Origin of the sequence: Helcococcus ovis (assembly GCF_004524775.2) — a bacterium.
GTDB lineage: Bacteria > Bacillota > Clostridia > Tissierellales > Peptoniphilaceae > Helcococcus > Helcococcus ovis.
In genome coordinates, this window is sequence record NZ_CP119081.1 from 89,682 (window position 1) to 114,338 (window position 24,657).

The 24,657-nt window shown below is 26.2% G+C and carries 31 protein-coding genes; 30 read left to right on the forward strand and 1 reads right to left on the reverse strand.

Features of this window, described 5'->3' with window-relative positions; translation table 11 throughout:
- Positions 1-24: 24 nt before the first annotated feature.
- The 30 genes from EQF90_RS00400 to EQF90_RS00545 all read left to right on the forward strand — a co-directional run bounded on the left by EQF90_RS00400 (position 25) and on the right by EQF90_RS00545 (position 23,508).
- Positions 25-2,253, forward strand: coding sequence for a peptidase domain-containing ABC transporter (locus EQF90_RS00400; RefSeq protein WP_209021419.1), 2,229 nt, complete (start codon positions 25-27; stop codon positions 2,251-2,253).
- Positions 2,254-2,432: 179 nt separating this feature from the next.
- On the forward strand, positions 2,433-2,723 hold the full coding sequence (locus EQF90_RS00405) for a hypothetical protein (protein ID WP_134711290.1): 291 nt from the start codon (positions 2,433-2,435) through the stop codon (positions 2,721-2,723).
- Positions 2,724-2,972: 249 nt separating this feature from the next.
- The gene (locus tag EQF90_RS00410; RefSeq protein WP_134711289.1) at positions 2,973-3,398 is read left to right on the forward strand and encodes a hypothetical protein; all 426 of its coding nucleotides are present in this window, start codon (positions 2,973-2,975) and stop codon (positions 3,396-3,398) included.
- A gap of 111 nt (positions 3,399-3,509) precedes the next feature.
- Complete coding sequence (locus EQF90_RS00415) at positions 3,510-3,842, forward strand: hypothetical protein (protein WP_134711288.1); 333 nt, start codon at positions 3,510-3,512, stop codon at positions 3,840-3,842.
- A 9-nt stretch (positions 3,843-3,851) separates the two neighbouring features.
- Positions 3,852-4,403 carry a hypothetical protein gene (locus EQF90_RS00420; RefSeq protein ID WP_134711287.1) on the forward strand — a complete coding sequence of 184 codons (552 nt, stop codon included), beginning with the start codon at positions 3,852-3,854 and terminating at the stop codon, positions 4,401-4,403.
- A 35-nt stretch (positions 4,404-4,438) separates the two neighbouring features.
- Complete coding sequence (locus EQF90_RS00425; protein ID WP_280633464.1) at positions 4,439-4,561, forward strand: hypothetical protein; 123 nt, start codon at positions 4,439-4,441, stop codon at positions 4,559-4,561.
- Positions 4,545-4,745 (forward strand): hypothetical protein, encoded by a 201-nt coding sequence (locus tag EQF90_RS00430; protein ID WP_134711286.1) that lies wholly within the window; start codon positions 4,545-4,547, stop codon positions 4,743-4,745. The genes EQF90_RS00425 and EQF90_RS00430 overlap by 17 nt, the downstream gene beginning before the upstream one ends.
- 58 nt (positions 4,746-4,803) lie before the next feature.
- Entirely contained in the window at positions 4,804-5,052 is a 249-nt protein-coding gene (locus EQF90_RS00435; protein ID WP_134711285.1) for a hypothetical protein, read from the forward strand.
- 80 nt (positions 5,053-5,132) lie between these two features.
- Positions 5,133-5,513 carry an argininosuccinate lyase gene (locus EQF90_RS00440; RefSeq protein ID WP_134711284.1) on the forward strand — a complete coding sequence of 127 codons (381 nt, stop codon included), beginning with the start codon at positions 5,133-5,135 and terminating at the stop codon, positions 5,511-5,513.
- A gap of 263 nt (positions 5,514-5,776) precedes the next feature.
- Positions 5,777-5,947 carry a hypothetical protein gene (locus tag EQF90_RS00445; protein ID WP_167554082.1) on the forward strand — a complete coding sequence of 57 codons (171 nt, stop codon included), beginning with the start codon at positions 5,777-5,779 and terminating at the stop codon, positions 5,945-5,947.
- Between the two features lie 228 nt (positions 5,948-6,175).
- Positions 6,176-6,490 (forward strand): hypothetical protein, encoded by a 315-nt coding sequence (locus tag EQF90_RS00450; protein WP_134711283.1) that lies wholly within the window; start codon positions 6,176-6,178, stop codon positions 6,488-6,490.
- Positions 6,491-6,790: 300 nt separating this feature from the next.
- The gene (locus tag EQF90_RS00455; protein ID WP_134744902.1) at positions 6,791-7,258 is read left to right on the forward strand and encodes an AraC family transcriptional regulator; all 468 of its coding nucleotides are present in this window, start codon (positions 6,791-6,793) and stop codon (positions 7,256-7,258) included.
- A complete protein-coding gene (locus tag EQF90_RS00460) occupies positions 7,255-8,709 on the forward strand; it encodes an HlyD family efflux transporter periplasmic adaptor subunit (protein ID WP_134711281.1) in 1,455 nt (484 codons plus the stop codon). Before EQF90_RS00455 ends, EQF90_RS00460 begins: the two co-directional genes overlap by 4 nt.
- 14 nt (positions 8,710-8,723) lie before the next feature.
- A complete protein-coding gene (locus EQF90_RS00465) occupies positions 8,724-9,086 on the forward strand; it encodes a hypothetical protein (RefSeq protein WP_134711280.1) in 363 nt (120 codons plus the stop codon).
- A gap of 164 nt (positions 9,087-9,250) precedes the next feature.
- Positions 9,251-9,520 (forward strand): hypothetical protein, encoded by a 270-nt coding sequence (locus EQF90_RS00470; RefSeq protein WP_330167160.1) that lies wholly within the window; start codon positions 9,251-9,253, stop codon positions 9,518-9,520.
- A gap of 58 nt (positions 9,521-9,578) precedes the next feature.
- Complete coding sequence (locus EQF90_RS00475) at positions 9,579-9,863, forward strand: hypothetical protein (protein WP_134711279.1); 285 nt, start codon at positions 9,579-9,581, stop codon at positions 9,861-9,863.
- Positions 9,864-9,865: 2 nt separating this feature from the next.
- The gene (locus tag EQF90_RS00480) at positions 9,866-10,162 is read left to right on the forward strand and encodes a hypothetical protein (RefSeq protein WP_134711278.1); all 297 of its coding nucleotides are present in this window, start codon (positions 9,866-9,868) and stop codon (positions 10,160-10,162) included.
- A 178-nt stretch (positions 10,163-10,340) separates the two neighbouring features.
- Positions 10,341-12,269, forward strand: a complete 1,929-nt coding sequence (locus EQF90_RS00485; protein WP_134711277.1) for an ABC-F family ATP-binding cassette domain-containing protein — start codon at positions 10,341-10,343, stop codon at positions 12,267-12,269.
- A 1-nt stretch (position 12,270) separates the two neighbouring features.
- Positions 12,271-13,284, forward strand: a complete 1,014-nt coding sequence (locus tag EQF90_RS00490; RefSeq protein ID WP_134711276.1) for a BMP family lipoprotein — start codon at positions 12,271-12,273, stop codon at positions 13,282-13,284.
- A gap of 135 nt (positions 13,285-13,419) precedes the next feature.
- Entirely contained in the window at positions 13,420-14,520 is a 1,101-nt protein-coding gene (locus EQF90_RS00495) for a BMP family ABC transporter substrate-binding protein (RefSeq protein WP_134711275.1), read from the forward strand.
- Between the two features lie 47 nt (positions 14,521-14,567).
- On the forward strand, positions 14,568-16,100 hold the full coding sequence (locus EQF90_RS00500; RefSeq protein ID WP_134711274.1) for an ABC transporter ATP-binding protein: 1,533 nt from the start codon (positions 14,568-14,570) through the stop codon (positions 16,098-16,100).
- Positions 16,087-17,232 carry an ABC transporter permease gene (locus tag EQF90_RS00505; RefSeq protein WP_134711273.1) on the forward strand — a complete coding sequence of 382 codons (1,146 nt, stop codon included), beginning with the start codon at positions 16,087-16,089 and terminating at the stop codon, positions 17,230-17,232. Before EQF90_RS00500 ends, EQF90_RS00505 begins: the two co-directional genes overlap by 14 nt.
- An 11-nt stretch (positions 17,233-17,243) precedes the next feature.
- Positions 17,244-18,116, forward strand: a complete 873-nt coding sequence (locus EQF90_RS00510) for an ABC transporter permease (RefSeq protein ID WP_134711272.1) — start codon at positions 17,244-17,246, stop codon at positions 18,114-18,116.
- Positions 18,116-18,781, forward strand: coding sequence for a deoxyribose-phosphate aldolase (deoC, locus tag EQF90_RS00515; RefSeq protein ID WP_134711271.1), 666 nt, complete (start codon positions 18,116-18,118; stop codon positions 18,779-18,781). Before EQF90_RS00510 ends, deoC begins: the two co-directional genes overlap by 1 nt.
- The gene (locus EQF90_RS00520) at positions 18,781-19,191 is read left to right on the forward strand and encodes a cytidine deaminase (protein WP_134711270.1); all 411 of its coding nucleotides are present in this window, start codon (positions 18,781-18,783) and stop codon (positions 19,189-19,191) included. The genes deoC and EQF90_RS00520 overlap by 1 nt, the downstream gene beginning before the upstream one ends.
- Before the next feature lie 4 nt (positions 19,192-19,195).
- Positions 19,196-20,518 carry a pyrimidine-nucleoside phosphorylase gene (locus EQF90_RS00525; RefSeq protein WP_134711269.1) on the forward strand — a complete coding sequence of 441 codons (1,323 nt, stop codon included), beginning with the start codon at positions 19,196-19,198 and terminating at the stop codon, positions 20,516-20,518.
- 256 nt (positions 20,519-20,774) lie between these two features.
- Entirely contained in the window at positions 20,775-22,322 is a 1,548-nt protein-coding gene (locus EQF90_RS00530) for a glucosyltransferase domain-containing protein (protein WP_134711268.1), read from the forward strand.
- Positions 22,323-22,377: 55 nt separating this feature from the next.
- Positions 22,378-22,887, forward strand: a complete 510-nt coding sequence (locus EQF90_RS00535) for a DUF2975 domain-containing protein (RefSeq protein ID WP_134711267.1) — start codon at positions 22,378-22,380, stop codon at positions 22,885-22,887.
- Complete coding sequence (locus EQF90_RS00540; RefSeq protein WP_134711266.1) at positions 22,884-23,093, forward strand: helix-turn-helix domain-containing protein; 210 nt, start codon at positions 22,884-22,886, stop codon at positions 23,091-23,093. The genes EQF90_RS00535 and EQF90_RS00540 overlap by 4 nt, the downstream gene beginning before the upstream one ends.
- Positions 23,083-23,508, forward strand: coding sequence for a GtrA family protein (locus tag EQF90_RS00545; RefSeq protein ID WP_134711265.1), 426 nt, complete (start codon positions 23,083-23,085; stop codon positions 23,506-23,508). The genes EQF90_RS00540 and EQF90_RS00545 overlap by 11 nt, the downstream gene beginning before the upstream one ends.
- Positions 23,509-23,719: 211 nt before the next feature.
- Here EQF90_RS00545 and EQF90_RS00550 read toward each other — a convergent pair whose 3' ends face one another.
- Positions 23,720-24,649, reverse strand: a complete 930-nt coding sequence (locus tag EQF90_RS00550; protein WP_134711264.1) for a glycosyltransferase family 2 protein — start codon at positions 24,647-24,649, stop codon at positions 23,720-23,722.
- Positions 24,650-24,657 lie beyond the last annotated feature (8 nt).

Sequence of the window (24,657 nt, forward strand, 5' to 3'; positions counted from 1 at the left end):
ATAGCAATATGGATAGAGGAATATATGATATTAAAAAGATACCATTCAACTTTGCAACACGATCAATCTGATTGTGCTGCAGCCGTGGTTTCAACGATAATAAAAACTTACGGTCTTGAATTAAGCATAATGAAAATTAGAGAAATAATCGGTACTGATATGTATGGAACTACAGTAAAAGGTGTAGTTTATGGATTAGAAAAACTTAATTTTAGTGTTAAAGCAGTAAGATTTAAATTATCAGATTTAAATAAAAAAGTAACACTACCCGCTATTTTGCAAGTTAAAACATTAAGTGGAGAAAATCATTTTATTGTATTACATAAAATTTTAAGAAATAACAAATTTTTAATTGATGATCCAGCAATTGGACTAAAAAAAATAAACAACGAAGAATTAGAGAAAATATTTTTAGGAATTGCAATATTTATGATTCCAAAATCAGACTTTGAGGTAAAAAAAGACAAATCAGGCTCTATGTTTAATATATTTAAGCAACTTATATTACCTCAGAAAAAGCTTTTTATTACTATAATACTTACTTCACTACTTTTAAGTATATTTGGTATATTTTCCAGTATATTTTCAAAAATACTTATGGATGAAATAATACCATATAAATTAAAAAATACATTATTTATATTTTTATTTGTATTTGGATTAATTTCTATTTTGCAAACAATGTTATCAGCATTTAGAAAACATATATTACTATTTTTATCAAGAAAAGTAGATATACCAGTACTTATGGGATATTACAATCATATTATACATTTGCCATATACATTTTTTTCATCAAGAAAAACAGGAGATATAATTACCAGATTTCAAGATGCTATGACTATTAAGAATATTTTTACTTCTGTATCAATATCTTTAATTTTAGACATTGGTTTATCTTTGATAAGTACAATCGTACTTATTAATATAAATTTGAAGTTATTTTTAATTTTATTTGTGATGGTTTTAATTAATATAATATTAATTTATATTTTTAAAAAGCCATATAAAGAAATAAATAAAAAACAAATGGAAGCAGGAGCAGTATTAAATTCTCAATTAATAGAATCTTTACAAAATGTAAATACAGTAAAGGCATTAAATGATGAAGAAAATCAACTTGAAAAATTAGAATATAAATTTGTAAATACATTAAAGATAGCTTATGAAGAAGGAGTTTTATCAAATATACAAGGATCTATCTCATCACTTATAAATACATTAGGTGGGATAATATTTATGGCAGTAGGAGCATTATTTATAATTGATGGAAAAATGAGCATTGGAGATTTATTAGTATTTCAAAGTATAAGTCAATATTTTACAGAACCCATTCAAAATTTGGTAGGATTACAACTTACATTTCAAGAGTCTTCAATAGCTATTAATAGGTTAAATGAATTAATGGATTTAAAAAGAGAAGATGAAAATATAGAACATAAAATAAAAAATATAGATTTAAAGAAAGATATAAATTTTGACGATTTATCATTTGCATATGGTTCAAGACCAAATTTATTAAACAATTTTAATCTAAATATAAAACAAGGAGAAAAATTTGCATTTGTAGGAGATAGTGGAGCCGGTAAATCAACAATAGTTAAACTGTTATTAAAATTTATAGAGCCAAATGCAGGAAAAATATCAATTGGAGAATACGATTTATCAGATATAGATAGTTATTTTTTAAGAAATAAAATAGCATATATACCACAAGAAATAGAACTATTTTCAGGAACTATTATGGAAAATCTAAAAATAGGTAATCAAAATGCATCATATGAGGAAATTATTTCAGTTTGTAAGATGGTAGGGATACACAATACTATAGACAGATTGCAAAATAAATATATGTCATATATTGAAGAAAAAGGTGGAAATCTATCAGGAGGAGAAAAGCAAAGATTAGCAATAGCGAGAGCTCTTTTATCTGATTCAGATATTTATATATTTGATGAGGCAACATCTAATTTAGACTCATTTAGTGAAAAGATTATACAAGATTTAATTTTTAATAAGATAAAAAATAAGACAGTAATTATAATAGCACATAGAATATCAACAATAGTGAATTGTGATAGGATATGTTTAATAAAAAGTGGACAGATAAAAGAACTTGGTACACATGAAGAACTTTATTCTCAAGGAAGAGAATATCATGATATGGTTAAAATTCAAAATAATTTTATAGGAAAATTTGAAAATATGGGAAATTCAATAATAACTGAAGAAGATGAAATAACATATGAATAATAAATAAGGTGAGGTTCGACATATTATTTTATTAAATTTTAGGCAGATGTTACAAATTTTATGATAAATCATAAAAAATTGTAAGTTTCATAAAAAATAATAAAAATAGGAGGAAAATATGGAATTAGTATTACCACAAAATTATGTAGAGATAGAACAAGAAGAGATGGAATATTTGGATGGGGGGGGTATATGTTTCTCAAAAAACTGCTAGGGATGTATTAGCAGCAGTTGCTATTAGCCCAGGATCATACATTTTAGCGGCTACATCTTATACGGCTGCTATTGCAGCAGTTAAATGGGTATCCAAGAGATTCGGAGGTGTTTTTGGATGGATTGCGGGAACTGTATTGGGCATTTTAGGTTCACAAGTAATCGAATTTGGTAGAGCTCTAGCTTATACTGCTTTATATGGAGGTAGAGATATTTCATGGAGCTGGAATCCTTTAAATTTTGGCGTTCAGTTTTAGTTTATGAATGATTTTTTAAAGAAAATATTCTACAGTAATTTAGTTCAGAATTTTACAATATTAATAATAAGTGTAATATATTTTAATTTTTATTATATCAATGGTATTGAACAGGTTTCATATTTGTTAATAATATACTTAATATACTTTATCTTTTTATTATATGAATTTTATAATTATGAAAAAAATCAAATTCAGAATACAATTAAGGTATATAATTTATTATCTTTTATCGTAGTGTTACTGTATATGTTAGGTGGAATTGATTTTTTCAAAATAAATATTGCAATATTAGTAACATTAGCAGTTATTTTGCTAAATTTTTCAAGATATATAGTTTTGTTACTATACACAAAGAAAAAGGGTGTTAAATTTATTGATATAGATAAGGAATTTGATGGCGGATCAGTAAAGTTAAATGCATTTGAGATTACTATTTTGATTATAGGTTTTTTATTTTTGACTATCAATATATCTACAAGAATTCAAGTATTAATTAGCATAGCATTAATAACTCTTTATTTTATTATGTATCATAAAAGAATAAATAATTTTAAATTTATCTTCATCTTGATACAAACTTTGATTATATTAAAATATTATGGAATAAGTGGCATATTAAATTATTCTATTTATGGCTTAATTTTTATGCTTTTATTTAGAAAAACCAAGTAAGGATAATAATAAGTAATTAGGATAGATTATTTTAATATTTCTATCTTAATTACTTATTAAAATAATACAATTCAGGATGAAATATAGGTAAGAGAGATAGAACAAGAAGAGATGGAATATTTAGATGGGGGTGGGGTACCAAGATGGTTGGCAGCGGCAGGTTTTGATATTGCTTTACTTGCAATACCTGCATTAGCTCCACTTGCTGGGATAAAATTTTTAGGAAAACAAGCTGCACAAAGTTTAATAAAAAAATTTGCACCTAAAATTGCAGGAGCTGTAAAAACAGTAGCAACAAAAGTTTTGGGTTTTTCAATTTCATTTTCTGCAAATAGAATAGCAAATCTTATTGTTGATGGGGCTTCAAACTTTACAAGTATTGGAGGAGTAGCAGCATATGCACTTGATTATTTAGATGGAGATCTTAATGGTTGGATCTTTTAGGATGAAAATATGAAATTGTCTATAGAATATAAGGAAGATTTCCCAAATTTAGTAAGAATAAAATCGGATAAAAAAATTCTATTTTTTGAAAAGTTAAAATCAAAAAATAATTTTATAATCGAAAATCTAACTCACCTTTCTATTGAAATTTTGCCATATTATGAAGGGAGTATATTAAATAAAATTTTTTATTATTTTAATTTTTTACTAATTCTTTTAACAGGAATGAGTGATGAAAATTTATTTAATAATATAAAATCAACTTGCATAAATTTTGATAATTTGAAATTTGTAGATAAACTAAATATTGAAATTTTTAAAAATATAGAAGTAATACAAAATGTAGAATACAAATTTGAAGAATATGTAAATAAAAAACATTATATACCATTTTTTTTGATATTTTGTTTACCTATATTCATACTTTTAACATATTTATTTATTAATTTATTGTCAGTCCAAACAAATAGTATTTTAAAATATGTACTTTTGACATTTATTTTTATAATATTTAGTATATTATTTTATAAAAATTTCAAACTTATTAAGATGATTAGATAAAAAATAGGCAGATGTTACAAATTTTATGAGAAAGCATGAATAAAAGTAAGTTAATAAAAAATAATAAAAATAGGAGAAAATATGGAATTAGTATTATCACAAAATTATTTAGATATATAACAAGAAGAAAAGGAAGATCAGATGGATATATTTATTAATAATAAAATAACTTTACTCTTAATAGTAATTTTTATGATGTTAATATCAACATTATTATATTTATCAATAAAAGCAGTTAAAACTAAGAATTACAAAATTCTAGAAAAGTATTTAAGTCTTTACATTATGGGGGTATTTGTAACAGGAATTTTAGCTATAATTAATATTTTATTAAATAAATAACGTAGAATTATAAGATTATTTATAATATTTTTAATTATCATTCATATGAGGGGGCAAGATGGTAAAACTAAAAAAAATAAAAAAGGTATATATTATATACTTTGTACTTGTAGCAGTAGTATTTATCTTTTCATATATACTTTCAACAAAAATGGACAGTAAGAATATTATAGAAAATATGGATGAAAATAAAATAAAAGAATTTTTTCAATATGTTGAATATAAAAATCGAATAATTATGATGCTTTTAAGTATTTCGATAAGTAGTAGTGTTTTGCTGTTAAAAGAGTTATTAAAAAATAAATAAAAAGTTTCATTTGAAATAAATTAATTTTCAAATGCACTATATTTAACTTAAAGAAAAAATAATAAAAATAGGAGGAAAATATGGAATTAGTATTACCACAAAATTATGTAGAGATAGAACAAGAAGAGATGGAGTATTTGGATGGGGGAGGAGTTGGCTATAATTGGTGGAATAATGCAAAAAATGTAGGAACTGCTTTGGATGTAATCTTTTCAGCCGCAGGATTTGGTGTAGGGATTTATAATTCGTATGCATTAAAAAAATTTTTAAGACAAAATGCTAATAAAGCCGTTAAAATGGTTTATTCTAAAATAGTAGGTTATGCAGGTATGACTATAGGAGGATTTGTTGCAGGAATAGCAAATTTAGTAATGACAGCTATAGGAACATCTTTAGGACAAATAATGTCAAATGTATTAGACAGAATAGATGGAAGATATGATGGATATCTTTGGGCATAATAATTTGTTTCTATATGCAGCTATTTTAATTTCAATAATAGGATTATTAACTTATTTATATTTTTTATATACGGGATTTAAAAATAAAAATTTTAGTAAATTATTGAAAAATATTAATATTATTATCTTTATTATGATAATAGCTTTAATTTTAGGAATTATAGCTATTTTAATAAAATAATAATATTTTATTAAAATTAATATATTTATGAACAAAATATAATAATTATATTAAGGTTGAAAAATATAAAGGAGAATTATGTATGAAAAAATATAGTATTTTGATACGAACAATACTAGTATTTTTAGTTGTATTTATTCTTAATTTTTATTTATTTGATATGTATAAATTTTCTTACATTATAAAATCAATAATAACATTTATTAGTATTTTTATAGTTCTTTATTTTACAAAAGAAGATAATAAAAAATAAGAGGTATATTTATTTTTTCATTTTATAATAAAACAGTTTTTTAGTAAAAAATTTATAAAAATAATAAGTCTATCCTGAAACTTCAGGATAGATTTAAATTAAACATTAATATAGGAAGGTGAGGCTCGACATATTATTTTATTAAATTTTAGGCAGATATTACAAATTTTATGATAAATCATAAAGAACGGTAAGTTTCATAAAAAATAACAAAAATAGGAGGAAAATATGGAATTAGTATTACCACAAAATTATGTAGAGATAGAACAAGAAGAGATGGAATATTTGGATGGGGGATGGTCTCCTGAGCAAGTATTAAAAAATTTAACAGGTTTGGCTGCTGTTGCAGGTATGGCAACTGTTGCAAATCATATAAGAAATGTAATTAAAGATAATCCTGGGATTGGTTTTTGGGCTTTAGTAGCTAAAACAGGATCTACTGCTAAAGCGGCATTTGTTTTATTACCATTTTGGGCTAAAATTGGGACAATTGGTGTTGGAGCAGCAGTTATTTATGCTTTAGGAACATGGGATATTTTTTAAAATGTTAAAAAAAATATTAAGTGTATTATCAATATTAGCTATTATAATATTGATAATATATAGACTAGGAATATCAAAAATAAGTATTATAGAATACATTCTATTCTTTTTGATAATGTTACAGGATATAAAATCTCTAAAAGAAAAATGATAAATTAATATGAAAATTTAATTTATCTACTATTTTTTTGAGATTATTTCAGTAAAATTTAACAATTAATTTTAAAATAGAAATAAATAATAAGTCTATCCTGAAACTTCGGGATAGACTTAAATTAAACATTAATATAGGGAGGTATGATGCCGAAATTAGAAGTAAAAGAAAACAAAAAATTAAAATTACAAAAAGTTATTTGTAAAGAATTAAATAATATTGAAATAGAAAAATTTGATATTGAAATTAATAATTTTTTAAATTCTATAAAAGCATTAAAGGCTCAAGTTTTTGGACCTGTAGTAATTAGAAATAAAGGTACTGATATAAGCGAAAATGGGATTATAACATCAAGTTATGAAATATACATACAGGTACATGATTATTTACAATATAAAAATCAATTTATAGTAAAAGATGAGATTTCTGTAGAATATTGTATATATATTAGATATGAAGGAAAACCTGAATATTTACAATTAGCTTTTAACAAATTAGAAATTTATGAATACGAAGAAGAGATAATAACTAAGGGTGATATATACATGGTATCACTAGAAGAAAATGAGAAATGTATAAAAATGGATATATTTAAACCGGTAAAGATGATATGAAATTATATAATAAAGAAGATTTAAGAAATTCAAGAATATTTTTTGATAAAAAACCACCTAAATTTATGATTTTTTTGGTTTATTTTTTGATATTTTCAGTGATAATGTCTATATTAGGTGCTGGTAAAATTAATAAAAATTATATAGTAAAAGCACAAGGAAGTATTGCAGACAAAAATATAGTTTATCACTCATCTAATGTAAATGGAACTGTAATTAAATTAATTAAAAATGAGGGAGATTATGTCAAAGAAGATGAGAGTATATTAATAATTTCAAATGGAGAAGAAAATACACAAAGAAAAGAATATGAAAAAATTTTAAAAGAAAATAAAGAAAAGTTGGAATTATTAAATAAATATAGAAATTCACTAGATACAAAACAAAATTTATTGAAGGATATGGGAGCAGAGCAAGAGTATTATGGTAAGGTGGAATATTATCTTTCCGGATTAAAAGGAGATGGATTAAACAAATCCTTCTTAAATGAAGATATAGGAAAAAAGCAACATAAATTAGCATCAAAGATAAATGAAAAAAATGAGTTAGGAAATTCTATAAAAAATTTAGAAGAAAATAAAAAATATTATGATAAATTAGCTTCTGATTATGAAAAATTAAATTATGAAATATCTGATTTAGAAGCAGAAATTTTACAATTAAAAAGCAATGAAAAAGAAAATTCAAATTTAATTAAAATAAAAGAAAAAGAATTAAAAGTTAAGAAAGAAAAGTATAGAGAAAATTCAAAAATAGTTGAAAATAGAGCAAAATCAGAAAATGAATATCAAACAACAAAATCAAAAATAGAATCTTTAACATCAGAAATAGATGGGTTAAGTGAAGAAATAAAACAATTGAACAGACAGGAAGTTTCGCCGAAACAATCAAATCAAATATATTTTCAACTTATAAATGAAATCGGGGCAGAAATAAAAACAATAGAAAAAAATAATGCAGATATAAATCTAAATATATCAGTATTATCAAAAAGAGATAAAAATTATGAATTAAAAGCAAAAAAATCAGGGAAAATACATTTTCTAAATAATATAAAAGAGGGATTAAATGTACAAGCAAATCAGCCGTTATTAGAAATATCCACATTAGAAAAAGAAAATTATTATGTAGATGCATATGTAAATATTATTGACATATCTAAAATAAAAATAAATCAAGATGTTGATATTTCAATTATTGGAGTTAATACATATAAATATGGTACATTAAAAGGAAAAATTAAATATATAGAAAATGGGACAACTAGTATTCAAACACAAGAGGGAAATAAGAGCTTCTATAAAGTTAAAGTAGAATTGGAAATAAAAGAATTGGTAAGCAAAAAAGATAAAATAAAATTATTTTTATCAATGCCTGTAGAAGCAAGAATAATTTATGATAAAGAAACTTATTTAGATTATATTTTAGAAAAATTAAGTTTTAAGGAATAAAATAGGAGGAAAATATGGAATTAGTATTACCACAAAATTACGTAGAGATAGAACAAGAGGAAATGGAGTATTTGGATGGGGGAATATATGTTAATGATGAAACAGTTAAACAAATAGGATATGCATTAGGAGTAACAGGATCTACAAGTATAGCTGCAGTAGCTATATCTGTAAAATTGGGAGCGGCGGCAATAGTAGCAAAATTATCTGTCATTCCGGGAGGAAATATAATTGCCGCTGTAGGAGCTGCATATATAATAGCAAACGCAGGAAATATAGCTCCAGCATTTGTTAGTGCATTGGTAAGAGGTAAGGGAATGGATATAGGAACTAGCTGGTGGTACGCATTACCAGTTTTATCATTTTCAGCTAGATAAAATTATTTATGAAAAATTTATATAACTTTAAAAAAGATAATAATATATTTGTTCACTTTATTTACTATATTTTAGTACTTTTATTACTATATTATAAACTAAAAACAAAAAGTGTAATAATTTTTGTTTTATTTATTTTTATCTGTTTATCTTTAGTGTATAGTATGACCGTAAATAATTATAAAGTGATTCCTACTAAAACAATAGGAAAAGTATTATATTATTTTAGAATAATACTGAAAATTTCATTTTATTTAATTATGATAGGATTAAATGTAGAAAATTCTAATTATATTATCTATATATTTATTTTTTATTTACTGTTAGAAATTTTAATTACAAATATTTACATTAAATTCAAAAAAAATATTTTTTATTATTTTTCAGATGATAAAATAAGTAAAAAATATGAAAATATTATTAATAAGAAATAATAAAATAGGTAAAATAAAGTAGGGTTTTATTAAAAAATAATAAAAATAGGAGGAAAATATGGAATTAGTATTACCACAAAATTACGTAGAGATAGAACAAGAGGAAATGGAGTATTTGGATGGTGGGGAAATGCAGTATATGGAAGCACCGGGAAAATTATCAAAAGAGAAATGGATATATATGTATACTGCTCAGCCTTATGCTTTTTATAAAAATTCTAAAACAGGAGAAATAAAAATGGTACAGGTTACATCTATAAATCAACATCTTATTAATGTTGTTACAAAAAAATGGGCAGATTCTATAGCTAATGCTGGAAATTACTTTGGAGGTAGACCATAACAATGAACAAAAGGGAACAGAAAAAAGTTTTTTTAGATAAATTACATAATATTTATAACAATAAGCAGTTAAATTTATCTAAAAACACAAAAAGTGAAATATTGAAACAATATACAGAGTTAATGAATGGCAAAACTAATATAAATTATGCATCTTATCATCTTTATCCTTTTATTAAAAATGAATGTTATAATAATAAATCAGACGAATTAGATGAACTTTTAAAACTTGTTCTAAAATATAGATGGAGAAGTTATTTTGGAATGATTTTGTGTTCAGCTTTTGATGGATTTAGATAAAAAAGTTGATTATATTTAATTTACGGAACATAGTCAATCAATAAAAAAACACATAAATAATCAATACAAAAAATCCACGCAGGCACCTCCGCAGGACCTTCAGGTCCGAGGACCAGTGCCGTAAGTGGATTTTTTGTATTGATCTTTTATAAATGATATAATATTTTTTGAGGTGAATATGGCAGAAATTACAGTTAGTAAATTGGCTAAATCATTTGGAATTAAGAAAATTTTTTCAGATATAAGTTTTAATTTAAATATTGGTGATAAGGTAGGTATTGTTGGGCCTAATGGGGCTGGGAAGACTACTTTGTTTAACATTCTTACTGGAAAAGATAAAGAATTCGAGGGGAATGTTTATTTGAAAAATAATGTGAAAATAGGATACATGCATCAAAATATTAGTTTAAATAGTGAAAAAACTATTTATGAGGAGATGCTTGAAGTTTTTGATTACATTCATGATATTGAAAGAAGACTTAAAGAATTTGAAAAAAAATTAGAAAATCACGATGACTTAGATGAATTAGAGAAAAATACAATTAAATATACAGAGCTTATTGAACAATATTCTGAATTGGGTGGAGCATATTTTGAAAATAAAATTGAAGCTGTGCTTGTAGGGATGGGATTTGGAAGAGAAAGATTTAATGATGATATTGTTAATTTGAGTGGTGGAGAAAAATCAAGATTAGAACTTGCAAAATTATTAATTTCTGATGCTGATATACTATTTTTAGATGAACCTACAAACCATTTGGATATGCAAACTATTGAATTTGTAGAGAGCATAATTAAAGAAACTAAAAAATTAGTTGTGTTCATATCTCATGATAGATATTTTCTTGATAAAGTTGCAAATAGAATATTCTTACTTGAAAATGGAAAGTTAAATACATATAACACTAATTATACAAATTTTATTGAAAGAAGAAAAAAGGAAATTGAGGTTGCACAAAGGGCTTATGAAAATCAACAAAAAGAGGTTGAAAGACAAGAGGAGATAATTGAAAGATTTGCTAATCTTGGGGGTTCTATGAGAAAACGAGGTATTTCTCAGTCAAGATCTAGACAAAAATTGTTGGATAAAATGAAATTAATGGATAGGCCGGAAGTTTTTGATGAAAAGATGAGGTTAAAATTTACACCGGCAAGAGTAAGTGGGCAGGATGTGTTGAGTTTCTCAAATGTTTCAAAGTCGTTTGATGAAAAAATTCTTTATCAAGATATTTCATTTAATATTTATAGAGGTCAAAAAGTTGGGCTAATTGGAGGGAATGGCACCGGTAAGACAACTTTATTTAAGATGATACTTCATAAGTTGAAGCCGGATACAGGTGAGGTTAGATTGGGGGAAAGCGTATTTCCTGAGTACTTTGATCAAGAACAAAAAAATTTGGATTTAGATAAAACTATTATTGATGAAGTATGGGATAAATATCCTAGTTTAACGCATTATGATTTGAGATCATATTTAGCACGTTTTATGTTTATTGGAGATGATATTTTCAAGATTATTGGAGATTTAAGTGGTGGTGAAAGATCCAGAATTACTTTATTAGAACTTATGTTATCTGATTCTAATTTTTTGCTTATGGATGAGCCTACAAACCACCTTGATATTGATTCAAAAGAGGTTTTAGAAGATGCTTTAAATGATTATGAAGCGACAGCCTTTATGATTAGTCATGATAGATATTTTTTAAATAAGGTTTGTGATATTATTTTTGAAATTAAAGATGGAAAATTAAATATCTATGATGGAAATTATGATTATTACTTATCCAAGCAAGAACTTGATGTTGATTTTGAACCGAATGAAACTGTAAATAAAACACAGAGAAAAAAAGAGATGCGACGTGAAAAAGATTTTAATAAAAAGATTAAGCAAATCAAAATCGCTATAAAAAAATTAGAAAAAAGAATAGAAGAAATTGATAAAAATATAGAAGAAATTAACATTGAATTTACTAAAAAAGAGGTGTATGAAAACTTTGAAAAAATAAGTAAATTAAATGAAAAATTAAAAATGCTTAATGAAGAAAAATTAAAAATTGATGAAGATTGGTTTAAATTAAATCAACAACTAGAAGAAATGGAAAATTAATATGAGCAATAAAAAAGTAATTAAATTATTTATTATTTCAATATTTATAATTTTGATAACATCTTGTAAGAAAAATGGGGAAAATAATACAAACATTTCATTGGTATTATTAAATGAAAATATCGAAAATGAAGGAAGGGCAAAGCAAATTTACGATTCTATTAAAAATAATAAAAAAGACTCTAATTTTAATTATTATATTGAAAATAGTAATCAAGGTTTTAGTAATAGATTGAAAAATATTCTAAGTAATAAAAAGAATAATTTAATAGTGGTGGATAGTTTTTTAGTTAATAATGAATTAGAATTTGTTGCAGAGTCAAATCAAAATTCAAAATTTATAGCTCTAGATACTGTTATAGACCCTGTCAAAAAAAATATTAATTCAATAGCATTTAAAACAGAAGAATCTTCATATTTAGCGGGATATTTAGCAGGATTAGTTACAAAAACAAATAAAATAGGCTATGTTGGTCCAACAAAGGGACTGATAAACGATCCATATGAATATGGATTTAAGGCCGGAATATTACAAGCTTCAAAGGAGTTAAATAAGGCTATAGATTTTTATGTACAGAATATTGAAGATTTTAATAATGAAAAATTAGGTAGAGATATAGCTAATAAAATGTATGAAGACGGTGTTGATATAATCTATCAAACTGTTTGGAATACGGGATTAGGGATTATTGATAGTGCAAGTAAACATGGTAAGTACTATATCGGTTTTGACCAAGATCAATCAAGTATTGCACCTAATTATCATTTAATTTCAACATTAAAAAGATATGATAATGTAATCAAAACAGAATTAGAAACTTACTTAAAAACAAAGAAAATTGATGGTATAAAAAAAGTGTTAGGCCTTAAAGAAAATGCTGTAGGGGTTTCAGAATATAAGCAAAATGATTTTTATGATAAAAAAACTTATGATAAGATGTTTTCTTTGATTGAAAAAATTAAAAAAGGAGAAATAAAAGTTCCATTTGATTTTGGAAGCTATAATAAATATTAATTTATGAACGCATTTTCATATTTGGAATATAAAAAGTGAATATTTGTGAATACTTTTTCAAAAAGTACTAGCAAAATATTTTAAATGTGGTACAATAAATTTATACAATAAAGTATAAATATTATGGAGGAGAAAATGAAAAAATTATTATCAGTTTTGTTAGCATTCGTGCTTGTATTTTCATTAGTTGCTTGTGGACAAAAGAAGCAAAATGAAACAAAGAAGGAAACTAAAAAAGAAGAAAAGAAAGTGACTACTAAGATAGATCCTAAGAAATCTGATAAAGATTTTAAAGGTAAATTAGCAGGGATGGTTACAGACACAGGTGGAGTTGATGATGAATCATTTAACCAATCAGCATGGAAAGGTTTACAAAAGTTAAAAAAAGATACCGGAGCAGAAGTAACATATATTCAATCCGATCAAGATTCTGATTATTTACCAAATTTAAATCGATTAGTAGATAAAAATGTTGATGTAGCATGGGGAATTGGGTTTTTATTAGCTAATCAGGTAGAAATGGCTGCACAACAATCCCCTGATAAAAATTTTGCAATAATTGATTTTGCATATGAAAAAACTCAACCAAATTTAACAGGTGTAGTGTTTAAAGCACAAGAACCTTCATATTTAGTAGGTTATATCGCTGCTAATACAACCAAGACAAATAAAGTAGGATTTGTTGGAGGTAAAAAGGGTGTTATTATTGACCAATTCGATTATGGGTTCAGAGCAGGTGTAAAAGATGCTGCTAAAGAGTTAGGAAAAGAAATTGAAGTAGTTGTACAATATGCTGATAGTTTCAGTGATGAAGCAAAAGGTAAATCAATAGCAACAAAGATGTTTAATGGTGGAGCTGATGTTGTGTTCCACGCAGCAGGGGGTGCAGGTAAAGGTGTTATAGAAGCAGCTAAAGAAGTTAATAAGTTTGCAATTGGGGTAGACCAAGATCAATCAAGATTAGCTCCAAAAAATGTTTTGACTTCAGCATTAAAGAGAGTAGATGTTGCAATATATGACGTAACAAATAAAATTTTATCAGGTGAAAAGATTGGTGGGAAAACTCTAGTCTATTCTTCAAAAGAAGCAGCAGTAGGTATTCCGGATCACACAGATAAATCATTGTATCCAAAAGAATTACATGAAAAAGCTATGCAAAAGCAAAAAGAAATAATGGATGGAAAGATAGTACCTCCATTTAATGAAGAAACATGGAAAAAATATAAAGCGAACTAATTTGAAGGGGTATGACATACCCCTTTTTTTATAACAAAGGAGTAAAAATGTCTGAAAATAAATATGCAGTACAAATGAATGGTATTGTTAAAAGATTTGGTGCATTTACTGCTCTTGATAACGTAAATTTAAATGTGAAAAAGGGGACTATTCACGCAATTTTAGGTGAAAACGGAGCTGGTAAATCTACATTGATGAACGTTCTTTATGGCTTATATCAAGCTGAAGAAGGAGAAATTAAGATTAATGGTGAAGTAAAAAATATAAAAGATCCAGGGGTTGCTATAAAAAACGGTATAGGAATGGTTCATCAACATTTTATGTTGGTACATAATTTTACAGTTGTTCAAAATATTTTATTAGGAAAAGAAATAACTAAAGGGGGAATTTTCTTAGACTATAAAAAAAGCAGACAAAAAGTTCAAGAGTTAGTAGATAAATATAGCTTAAATGTTGATTTAGATGCAAAAATAGAAAATATTTCTGTAGGGATGCAACAAAGAGTTGAAATTTTAAAGGCTTTGTATAGACAAGCGGATATACTTATATTAGATGAACCGACAGCGGTTTTGACACCGCAAGAAATTATTGAACTAATACAAATTATGAATAATTTAACTAAAGATGGTAAAACCATAATAATCATTACTCATAAATTAGATGAAATAAAAAAATCTGCAAGTGAATGTACGATAATTAGACGTGGTAAATATATTGATATGGTTAATGTTTCGGAAGTAAGTACAAATGAGTTAGCCACAAAGATGGTTGGGCATGCTGTTAAATTAAAAGTTGATAAAGAAAAAGCAAATCCTAAGGATGTGATTTTTGAAATTAATAATTTAGTAGTTGAAGATGATAGGAAAATTTCTACTGTAAACGGCTTAAATCTTAAAATCAGAAAAGGTGAAATTTATGGAATTGCAGGTATTGACGGTAATGGTCAAAAAGAATTAGTCGAAGCGATAACTAATTTAACTAGAGTTAAATCAGGAAATATCTTAATTAATGGTGTACAAATTCAAAATACAAGCCCTAAAAATACTATTGAAAATAAGATTTCGACAATTCACGAGGATAGACTAAAAAGAGGATTGGTTCCGAATTTTACAGTCGCAGAAAATTCTGTAATAGAAAATTATGCACAAAGACCATTTTCAAATAATGGGATTTTGAACTTTACAGAAATAAATAAATTTGCAGATGAACTTATAACTGCTTATGATGTTAGACCTGCCGATGGTAAGGGATTAAAAGCAAGATCACTTTCAGGTGGGAATCAACAAAAATTAATTATTGCCAGAGAAATTTCATCAAATCCGGATTTGTTAATAGCTGTTCAGCCTACAAGGGGGCTTGATGTAGGAGCGATAGAATATGTTCATAAAGCTTTAATTTCCCAAAGAGATGAAGGAAAAGCTATTTTATTGATTTCTTTTGAATTAGATGAAGTTATGAATGTATCAGATAAAATAGGTGTAATATACAAAGGGAAAATTCAAGAAGAATTTTTACAAGGAGAAAAAACGGAAAAAGAAATAGGATTACTAATGGCTGGAGGTAAAAATGAAAGAAAATAAATTAAATAAACTTTTTACTAATCAGTTGTTTACAACACTTTTAGCTATATTTTTGGGATTGATATTAGGTGCTGTTTTATTGTTAATAACAAAAATAAATCCTATCGAAGCCTATAAACAAATGATAGTAGGTGTATTTGGTAGTCAAAGAAATATATTTGAAGTAATTATAAAAGCTACACCCATAATATTAACAGGAGCGTCTGTTGCGTTTGCATTTAAGACAGGATTATTTAATATAGGTGCAGAAGGACAATATATTTTTGGGTATGTATTAGCCGGAGTTGTAGGGATTTTGTTAAATTTACCTTGGTTTTTACAAATACCTTTACTTATAATAGTCGGTATGTTGGCAGGAATTATTTTTGGTGGTATATCGGGCTTTTTAAAAGCAAAATTTGGAGTTCATGAAGTTATTTCAGGGATAATGTTAAATTGGATAGCACTTCATTTTCATAATTATGTTGCATTGTCATCACCTTTGTTTATTCAAAACACATCAGGCACGGGACCTATAAATTTATCCGGACAGATAAAATTATTTGCTGCGGAAAAAGCAGCTGGAGATTATCAAAGTATATTAAATGTCCCTGTTATCGGAAAAATTTTAAGTAGAAGTGATATAAACTACGGAATTATAATTGCAGTTATAGCGGCTATTGTTTTGCATTATATTATTAAAAAATCTACATTGGGATATCAATTAAGGGCTGTAGGGTTTAACAAACACGCAGCAGAATTTGCAGGAATTAATGTAAATAAAAATATAATTATATCTATGGCAATATCCGGTGCTATTGCCGGTTTAGCAGGTGCTGTAAATATCATGGCTCTTTCACCACATAAAATTACAAGTTTAGCTGCTTTTGAAAATTATGGGTTTGATGGATTATCTGTTGCATTAATAGCAGGATCTAATATTTTGGGGACAATTTTAGCTGCGATTTTATACTCGGTATTAAAAATTGGTGGAAATATTATTCAATTGCAGTATAATGCACCAACAGAAATTATTTCAATTTTAATTGGTGGTATTATATTCTTTATTGCATTGGCAAATATTTTACCTTACTTAGCAGATAAAATAGCAAGTAGGAAATTAAAGAAAAAATATAATAAATCAGATAGCTAGGAGGAGAAAAAATGAATAGTATATTTACAATATTTATAATAACATTGATGTACTCAACTCCACTAGTTTTTGGAGCAATGGGCGGAGTAATATCTGAGAAATCAGGAGTAGTAAATATTGGTATAGAAGGAATGATGGCAATAGGAGGGTTTACAGGTGCGGCTGTTTCATATTATACAGCAAGTCCATGGATTGGATTTATAGCAGCGGGATTTGCAGGAGCTGTGTTTGGATTAATTCACGCAGTAGCATCAGTTTCATTTAGAGCAGATCAAACAGTTTCAGGTATAGCTATTAATATGATAGGTACGGGAATGGCATTTTTTATTTCTAAAGTATTATTTGATTCTGCAAATACTCCAACTATGATGCATAAATTGCCAAAGGTTTTTGGGATAGAAGCAACTTCAATTGTTGCATTTGCAATAGTAATCTTACTGTGGATATTCCTATATAGAACAAAATGGGGATTAAGATTGTTGTCAGTAGGAGAGCATCCGGCAGCGGCAGATACATTAGGAATAAATGTATATAGAGTAAGATATTTAGCGGTTATGATGTCTGGATTCTTTTCAGGATTAGGTGGAGGAACGGTGACCTTATCGTTACTTTCAAATTTCAATACAACATCTATAGCTGGACAAGGATTTATAGCACTGGCAGCTGTAATTTTTGGTAAATGGACACCACATGGAGCTTATGGTGCAGCTTTGATATTTGGACTTGCTCAAGCAATTTCAGTATATTTAGGTGGCTCAACATTTATACCATCAGAATTTGTAGCAATGATACCATTTGTAATGACATTGGTAATATTAGTATTTGTAGGTAAATCTGAAGCTCCAAAAGCTGATGGTGTGCCATATATAAAAGGAGTTAGATAATGGATATTAAAAATATTTTAAGTAAAGCAGATCACACACAATTAGGACAAGCAGCAACATGGGAAGATATTAAAAAATTAATAGATGAAGCTATAGAATATAAAACAGCTTCTGTATGTATTCCGGCATCATATATAAAAAAAGCTAAGGAATATTCAGAAGGAAAGATGGTGTTATGTACAGTCATAGGCTTTCCAAATGGATATTCAACAACAGCAACAAAAGTTTTTGAAACAAAAGATGCTATTGAAAATGGTGCAACAGAAATTGATATGGTAATAAATATTGCTGAATTAAAAAATAAAAATTATGAATTTGTATTAAATGAAATAAAAGAAATTAAATCAGTTTGTGAAGATTATATCTTAAAAGTTATTATAGAAACAGCTTTATTGACAGAAGAAGAAAAAATTAAAATGTGTGAAATAGTTTCTGAGTCTGGAGCTGATTTTATTAAAACATCAACAGGATTTTCAACGGGTGGAGCTACATTTGAGGATATTGCATTATTCAAAAAACATGTTGCACCTCATGTTAAGATTAAAGCAGCAGGTGGAATTTCATCATTAGATGATGCACAAAAATTCATAGAATTAGGTGCTGATAGACTTGGAACAAGTAGATTGGTAAAATTAGCTAGAAATGAAGAGGCACAAGGTTATTAATGATAAAAGAAGATATTAGACTTGCTCTGGACAATTTAAAGTTTTCCAGAGCTATTTATTCAAATTTTAAGGTTTCATCAGTTTTAACTGCTAAAAATGGAAAAAAGTATACGGGTGTAAATATTGAATCTGCCTCATATACACCGACGATATGTGCTGAAAGAACAGCCTTTTTTAAGGCAGTTTCAGAAGGCGTGTTAGAATTTGAGAGTATAGTTATAGTTGGTGGAAAAAATGGAAAAGTAACTAACTTAACTCCTCCATGTGGAGTATGTAGACAAGTAATGATGGATTATTGTGATCCTAAAACTTTTAAGATAATTATTGCAATTGATGAAGATAATTATCAAGAATATACTTTAGAACAACTACTGCCATTAGGATTTGGAGCTAAGAATTTGGAAGGATAAATTTATGAGAATGATAGATCTGATTGAAAAGAAAAAACATGGTCAAGAATTAACTAAAGAAGAAATTAAGTTTTTCTTAGATGGATTCGTAAAGGGAGAAATTCCTGATTATCAGGTATCAGCAATGCTGATGGCAATATATTTCAATGGAATGACAGATAATGAGATGTTAGAATTTACTCTTGGAGTTAGAGATAGTGGGGATGTTGTAGATCTTTCTTCAATTAAGGGAATCAAAGTAGATAAACATTCAACAGGTGGTGTAGGTGATAAGACAACATTAGTTATTGCTCCTATAGTTGCATCATTTGGAGCAAAAATGGCTAAAATGTCCGGTAGAGGATTAGGACATACAGGTGGTACTGTAGATAAAATGGAATCTATACCGGGTATGAATACATCCTTAGAAACACAAAAATTTATTGATATAGTTAATGAAATAGGAGTTTCTGTAATTGGGCAAACCGGTAATTTGGCTCCGGCAGATAAAAAACTTTATGCATTAAGAGACGTTACATCAACAGTTGATAGTATACCGCTTATTGCTGCATCAATAATGTCTAAGAAATTAGCAGCTGGAAATGATGCTATAGTATTAGATGTTAAAACAGGTTCAGGTGCATTTATGAAAACATTAGACTCTGCAATAGAGCTTGCAAGCAAAATGGTTTCAATAGGTGAAAATGCAGGAAAGAGAACTATTGGTTTAATTACAGAAATGGATATTCCTTTAGGCTATAATATTGGAAATTCATTAGAAGTTATTGAAGCTGCACGAACTTTACAAGGTCATGGCCCGGAAGATTTAACAAATGTGTGTATCGAGCTTGCCTCAAATTTATTATATATGGCGGAATTAGATACTCTAGAAAATTGTAGGGAAAAAGTTAGAAAAGTTATCCATGATGGAACAGCATTCAGCAAATTTGTAGATTTTGTAAAGGCTCAAGGTGGAGATGCTTCATATGTCGAAAATTTAGATAAATTTGAAAAGGCAAAAATTTCTTATGAAGTAAAATGTAAAACTTCAGGATATGTTTATGAAATGGATACAGAAAAAATAGGTATAGCATCTGTAATTTTAGGTGCTGGCAGAAAAACTAAGGAAGATGTAATAGACTTTGCTTCAGGAATTAAACTTGCTAAAAAAACAGGAGATGAAGTAAAGCAAGGGGATACATTAGCAATTCTTTATACAAATGATGAATCATCTGTAAAAGATGCTGAAACATTAGTTTTAGAAGGATATACTTTAAGTGACAATAAACCGGAATTAAAACCATTAATACTTGCAAGAGTAAGTAAAGATGGCATTGAAAGATATTAAAATTTACTCTAAATTTTATTTTGTTAAATTCATGTATTTTAACAAAAAATTATAGTTACAGGTAAAAAATTTTTATATTTTCATGTATTATAATTAGTTTAAAATATTACAGGTAAAAAAATCAATTAAAATTTATAATTTTATTATTTTTTACCTGTAATATTTATTTGTATAAAAAATGCATGAATTTTTCAAAAATGTTTTACCTGTAATATTTTTGTAGTAAAATAGAATTAATGTAAATAAGGAGAAATTTATGCCAAGTAATTTTTTTGAAGAGTTAAATAAAAAAATTCCTAAAAATGTAAAAAAAGCATTTGTATATACCATAATATTTGGAATATTATGTCATTTTTATGCTTTAACAAATAAGTTAATAAATCATGATGATATAGATCAATTAGTTCATAATATGGATTTTAGTACGTCTGGAAGATGGTTTTTACGTTATGCAGCCTCGATTAGTTCTAATTTTAGTATGCCTTGGGTTAATGGAGGACTTATAATATTATATACATCAATATCAAGTGCGTTGATATCACATTTATTTAAGATAAAAAAAGATTTACATTTAATTTTTTTGTCTGCGATTATGATTTGTTTTCCAACAAATGCAGCTCTTTTTCCATATATGAATAGTGCTGATGCTTACGCTCTAGGAGAGTTATTTATAATTATAGGGGCATATTTAATGATTAAATACGAATATGGATTTATTGGAACAATAATATTAACAGTATTATCATTAGCGACTTATCAAACATATTTAGGTTTAGCAGCTTCAATAGTCATAATTTATTATATATTTGAATTGATAAATAAAAATGTAGATTACAATTTAGTCCTAAAAAAGTTATTTATATCATTTGCATCGTATATAGCGTCATTATCGTTATATTTAATAAGCGTAAAATATATTTTTAATATTAAACTTTCGGATTATCAAGGGATAGATAAGATGGGAGCATTAAATATTAAAGATTTACCGATTTCGATATTAAGTACTTTCTATGAATTTTTTAAATTTTTCTTTAAAGATAGTTATGATCAATTTGGTTTTTATACAATTGTAAATGTAGTGATATTTTTAGGAATGTTGTTTTTATTATTTAATTTGATTAAGAAATTGGAAATTAGGAATAAATTATTAATATTTTTTTTAATTTTAGTGCTTCCAATTTCAGTAAATAGTATATTTATTTTAGCACCAAATTCAGCAATAGGCTTAAGGATGTTACAAGGATATATATCCATATATATATTATTTGTAATGATATTTGAAAGTTATTCTAAATTAAAGGTAAAAGAAAAATTAAACTTAATTAAAATTACATTATTTGCTTCGGCATTAGCATTTATACTGACAATTGGAAATTTTATGATAGTAAGCAATAAGGTATATATGACTTTGGACGTTGACGGCAAGAATCTTGCATCATATACAACGAGAGTGTTATCAAGAATTGAAGAACAGCCTTTTTATGGAAAAAATAAGCCGGTTTACTTTATAGGAAATCCAAATATTACTAATGAATTTACAAGTAAATATACTACTAAGGATGTATTGAAATCAACACTTTTAGATGAAAAAATAACTATGCACTATTTCTGGTATTTATATCCTGAAAGATATGCTGGATTTACAAATCCTGTAAAAGAAATTTGGAATAAAGACTTAGTGAAAATAGAAGATGAAAAATTAAAAGATATAATTTATAATATGCCAATCTACCCTAAAAAAGGATCTATTACAGAGTATAATGGAAGTATTTATATAAAGTTTAAGGAGTATACAAGACAATAAAAATATATTGTAAATCAATAAGTGCTTTGATATAATTCAGTAAAGGAGAGTTGTTATGGATATACAAGGTAAAACATTTATAGATTATAAGATGAAAAAAAGTTTGCTTAATATTAAGTATTTGGCATATTTGTTTATAATTTTAGTATTATTTTCGGGAGTTGGTATATCAACTTATTTTGGTTATAACAGTATTTTAAGAGATAAGAGTAATCAAAGTATGATAATTATATGGTTGGCAATTATATATTTTGTTTCATTTATGGTTATTATAGGCATAAAAGACGTGCTTAAAATGTTGGATAACTTACAAAAAGGTAATGTATTTACTCATGAAAATGCTAAAATTATAAGAATTATTGATAAAAAAATATTATTTACATTGTTATTTTCAGTAATTGTAAATATTGTAATGACATTAGCTGAGATGCATAATTTTCAATTTTTAATTATTTGGATACTATTTATATTTTTCCTATTAGCAGGGCATATTTTAGTTAATCCTTTGGCTTTGTTAGTAGAAAAAAGTGCGGATTTACAGCTGGAAATGGACTTAACAATATGATAATGATAAATATTGATGTAATGTTGGCAAAAAGAAAAATGTCCGTAACAGAGCTTTCAGAAAAAGTAGGTATTACAATTTCAAATATTTCAATTCTAAAGAATAATAAAGCTAAAGCTATAAGATTTGAAACATTAAATGCTATTTGTGAAGCATTAAAATGTCAACCGGGAGATATCATGGAGTACATACCTGATGAGGATTAGCAAAGAAATTTTAATTAAAATATATCAAAAGTATAAAGAAATTATTCTTTATATTTTTTTTGGAGGAATTACTACTTTTATAAATATTGTTTCTTATTATTTATTTTATAATATATTAAATGTATCAAATGTAATAAGCAATATAATAGCTTGGTTTTTATCAGTTATATTTGCATTTGTAACTAATAAAATATGGGTGTTTAATAGTAAATCTTGGGAAATAAAAATAACTATCAAAGAGCTAGTATCTTTTATTTCAGTAAGATTACTTACAGGAGTTTTTGATACTGTAGTTATGTATTTAGGTGTAGATGTATTTAAATTTAATAGTTTGATAATGAAAATAGTTTCTAATTTAATTGTTTTGATTTCAAATTATATAGGATCTAAGTTGTTTATTTTCAAGAAAAAATAAGATGCTTTTGCAATAAAATATATAAAAAGAGCAGTTACAGATAATGTTTATAGTTATTTGCAACTGCTTTTATAGTATTAAATCAAAGATAATTATTTTGTTAAAGCACACTTTCCAGACTAATTTACTTAATATTTACAAATCTACTCTTTTTTAGTGCTAATTTTTATCGCATTTTTGATAATTTCAAATTTGTGGGTATTTTTTATTTTTATTTTTTTACAATATTTTTAATAATATAATGAGGTCTTTTTTTCACCTCCATATATGTTTTAGCAAGATATTCTCCAAGTATCCCTATACATATAAGTTGTATTCCTGATAATAGTAATATTAAACTAACTATTGTTGCATAACCTTCTACTTTTATACCTATAAATAATTTTTGAATAATTGTCCAAAACATATAAATTAGAGAGATAAAAGACGTTATCATTCCTAAGAAAGTGGCAAATTTTAGAGGTGCTGTACTATATCCTACAAATCCTTCAATTGCATATTTTATTAAACTTCTAAAAGACCATGTAGTCTCTCCGAATTTTCTTTTCTCAACGTCATATGGAATAAAATGAGTGTTAAATCCAACCCATGAAAATAGACCTTTTGAAAATCTATGATATTCATCTAATTCCATAATTGACTTGGCTACATTTTTTCTAAATGTTCTAAAATCTGAAGCATTTTTTTCAAATTTTGTGTCACTTATTTTATTAATTAATGAATAAAATAAACTTTTAAATCCTGTTAGGACTTTACTTTCTTTTCTCTTTTTTTGATAAGCTGCAACTAAATCCAAATCTTCATTATTTTCCAATAATTCTATCATTTCATTAACGTATTTGGGATGTTGTTGTAAATCAGCGTCAATTAGAGAAATATAATCACCAGTTGAATTTTTTAATCCGGCTAAAATAGCTGATTCTTTTCCAAAATTTCTAGAAAAATTTATAGCTATAATTTCATCGTTAGAATAATCAATTAATGATTTTATTTTCTCAAAAGTTTTATCTCTGCTTCCGTCATTTATATATATAAATTCATATTTAAAAGAAGGATTAAGAGTATTTTTGCATAATTCATAAAAGGGAAAAATATTTTTTTCTTCATTAAAACAAGGAATTATTAAAGAAATTTTTTTCATGCGACCTC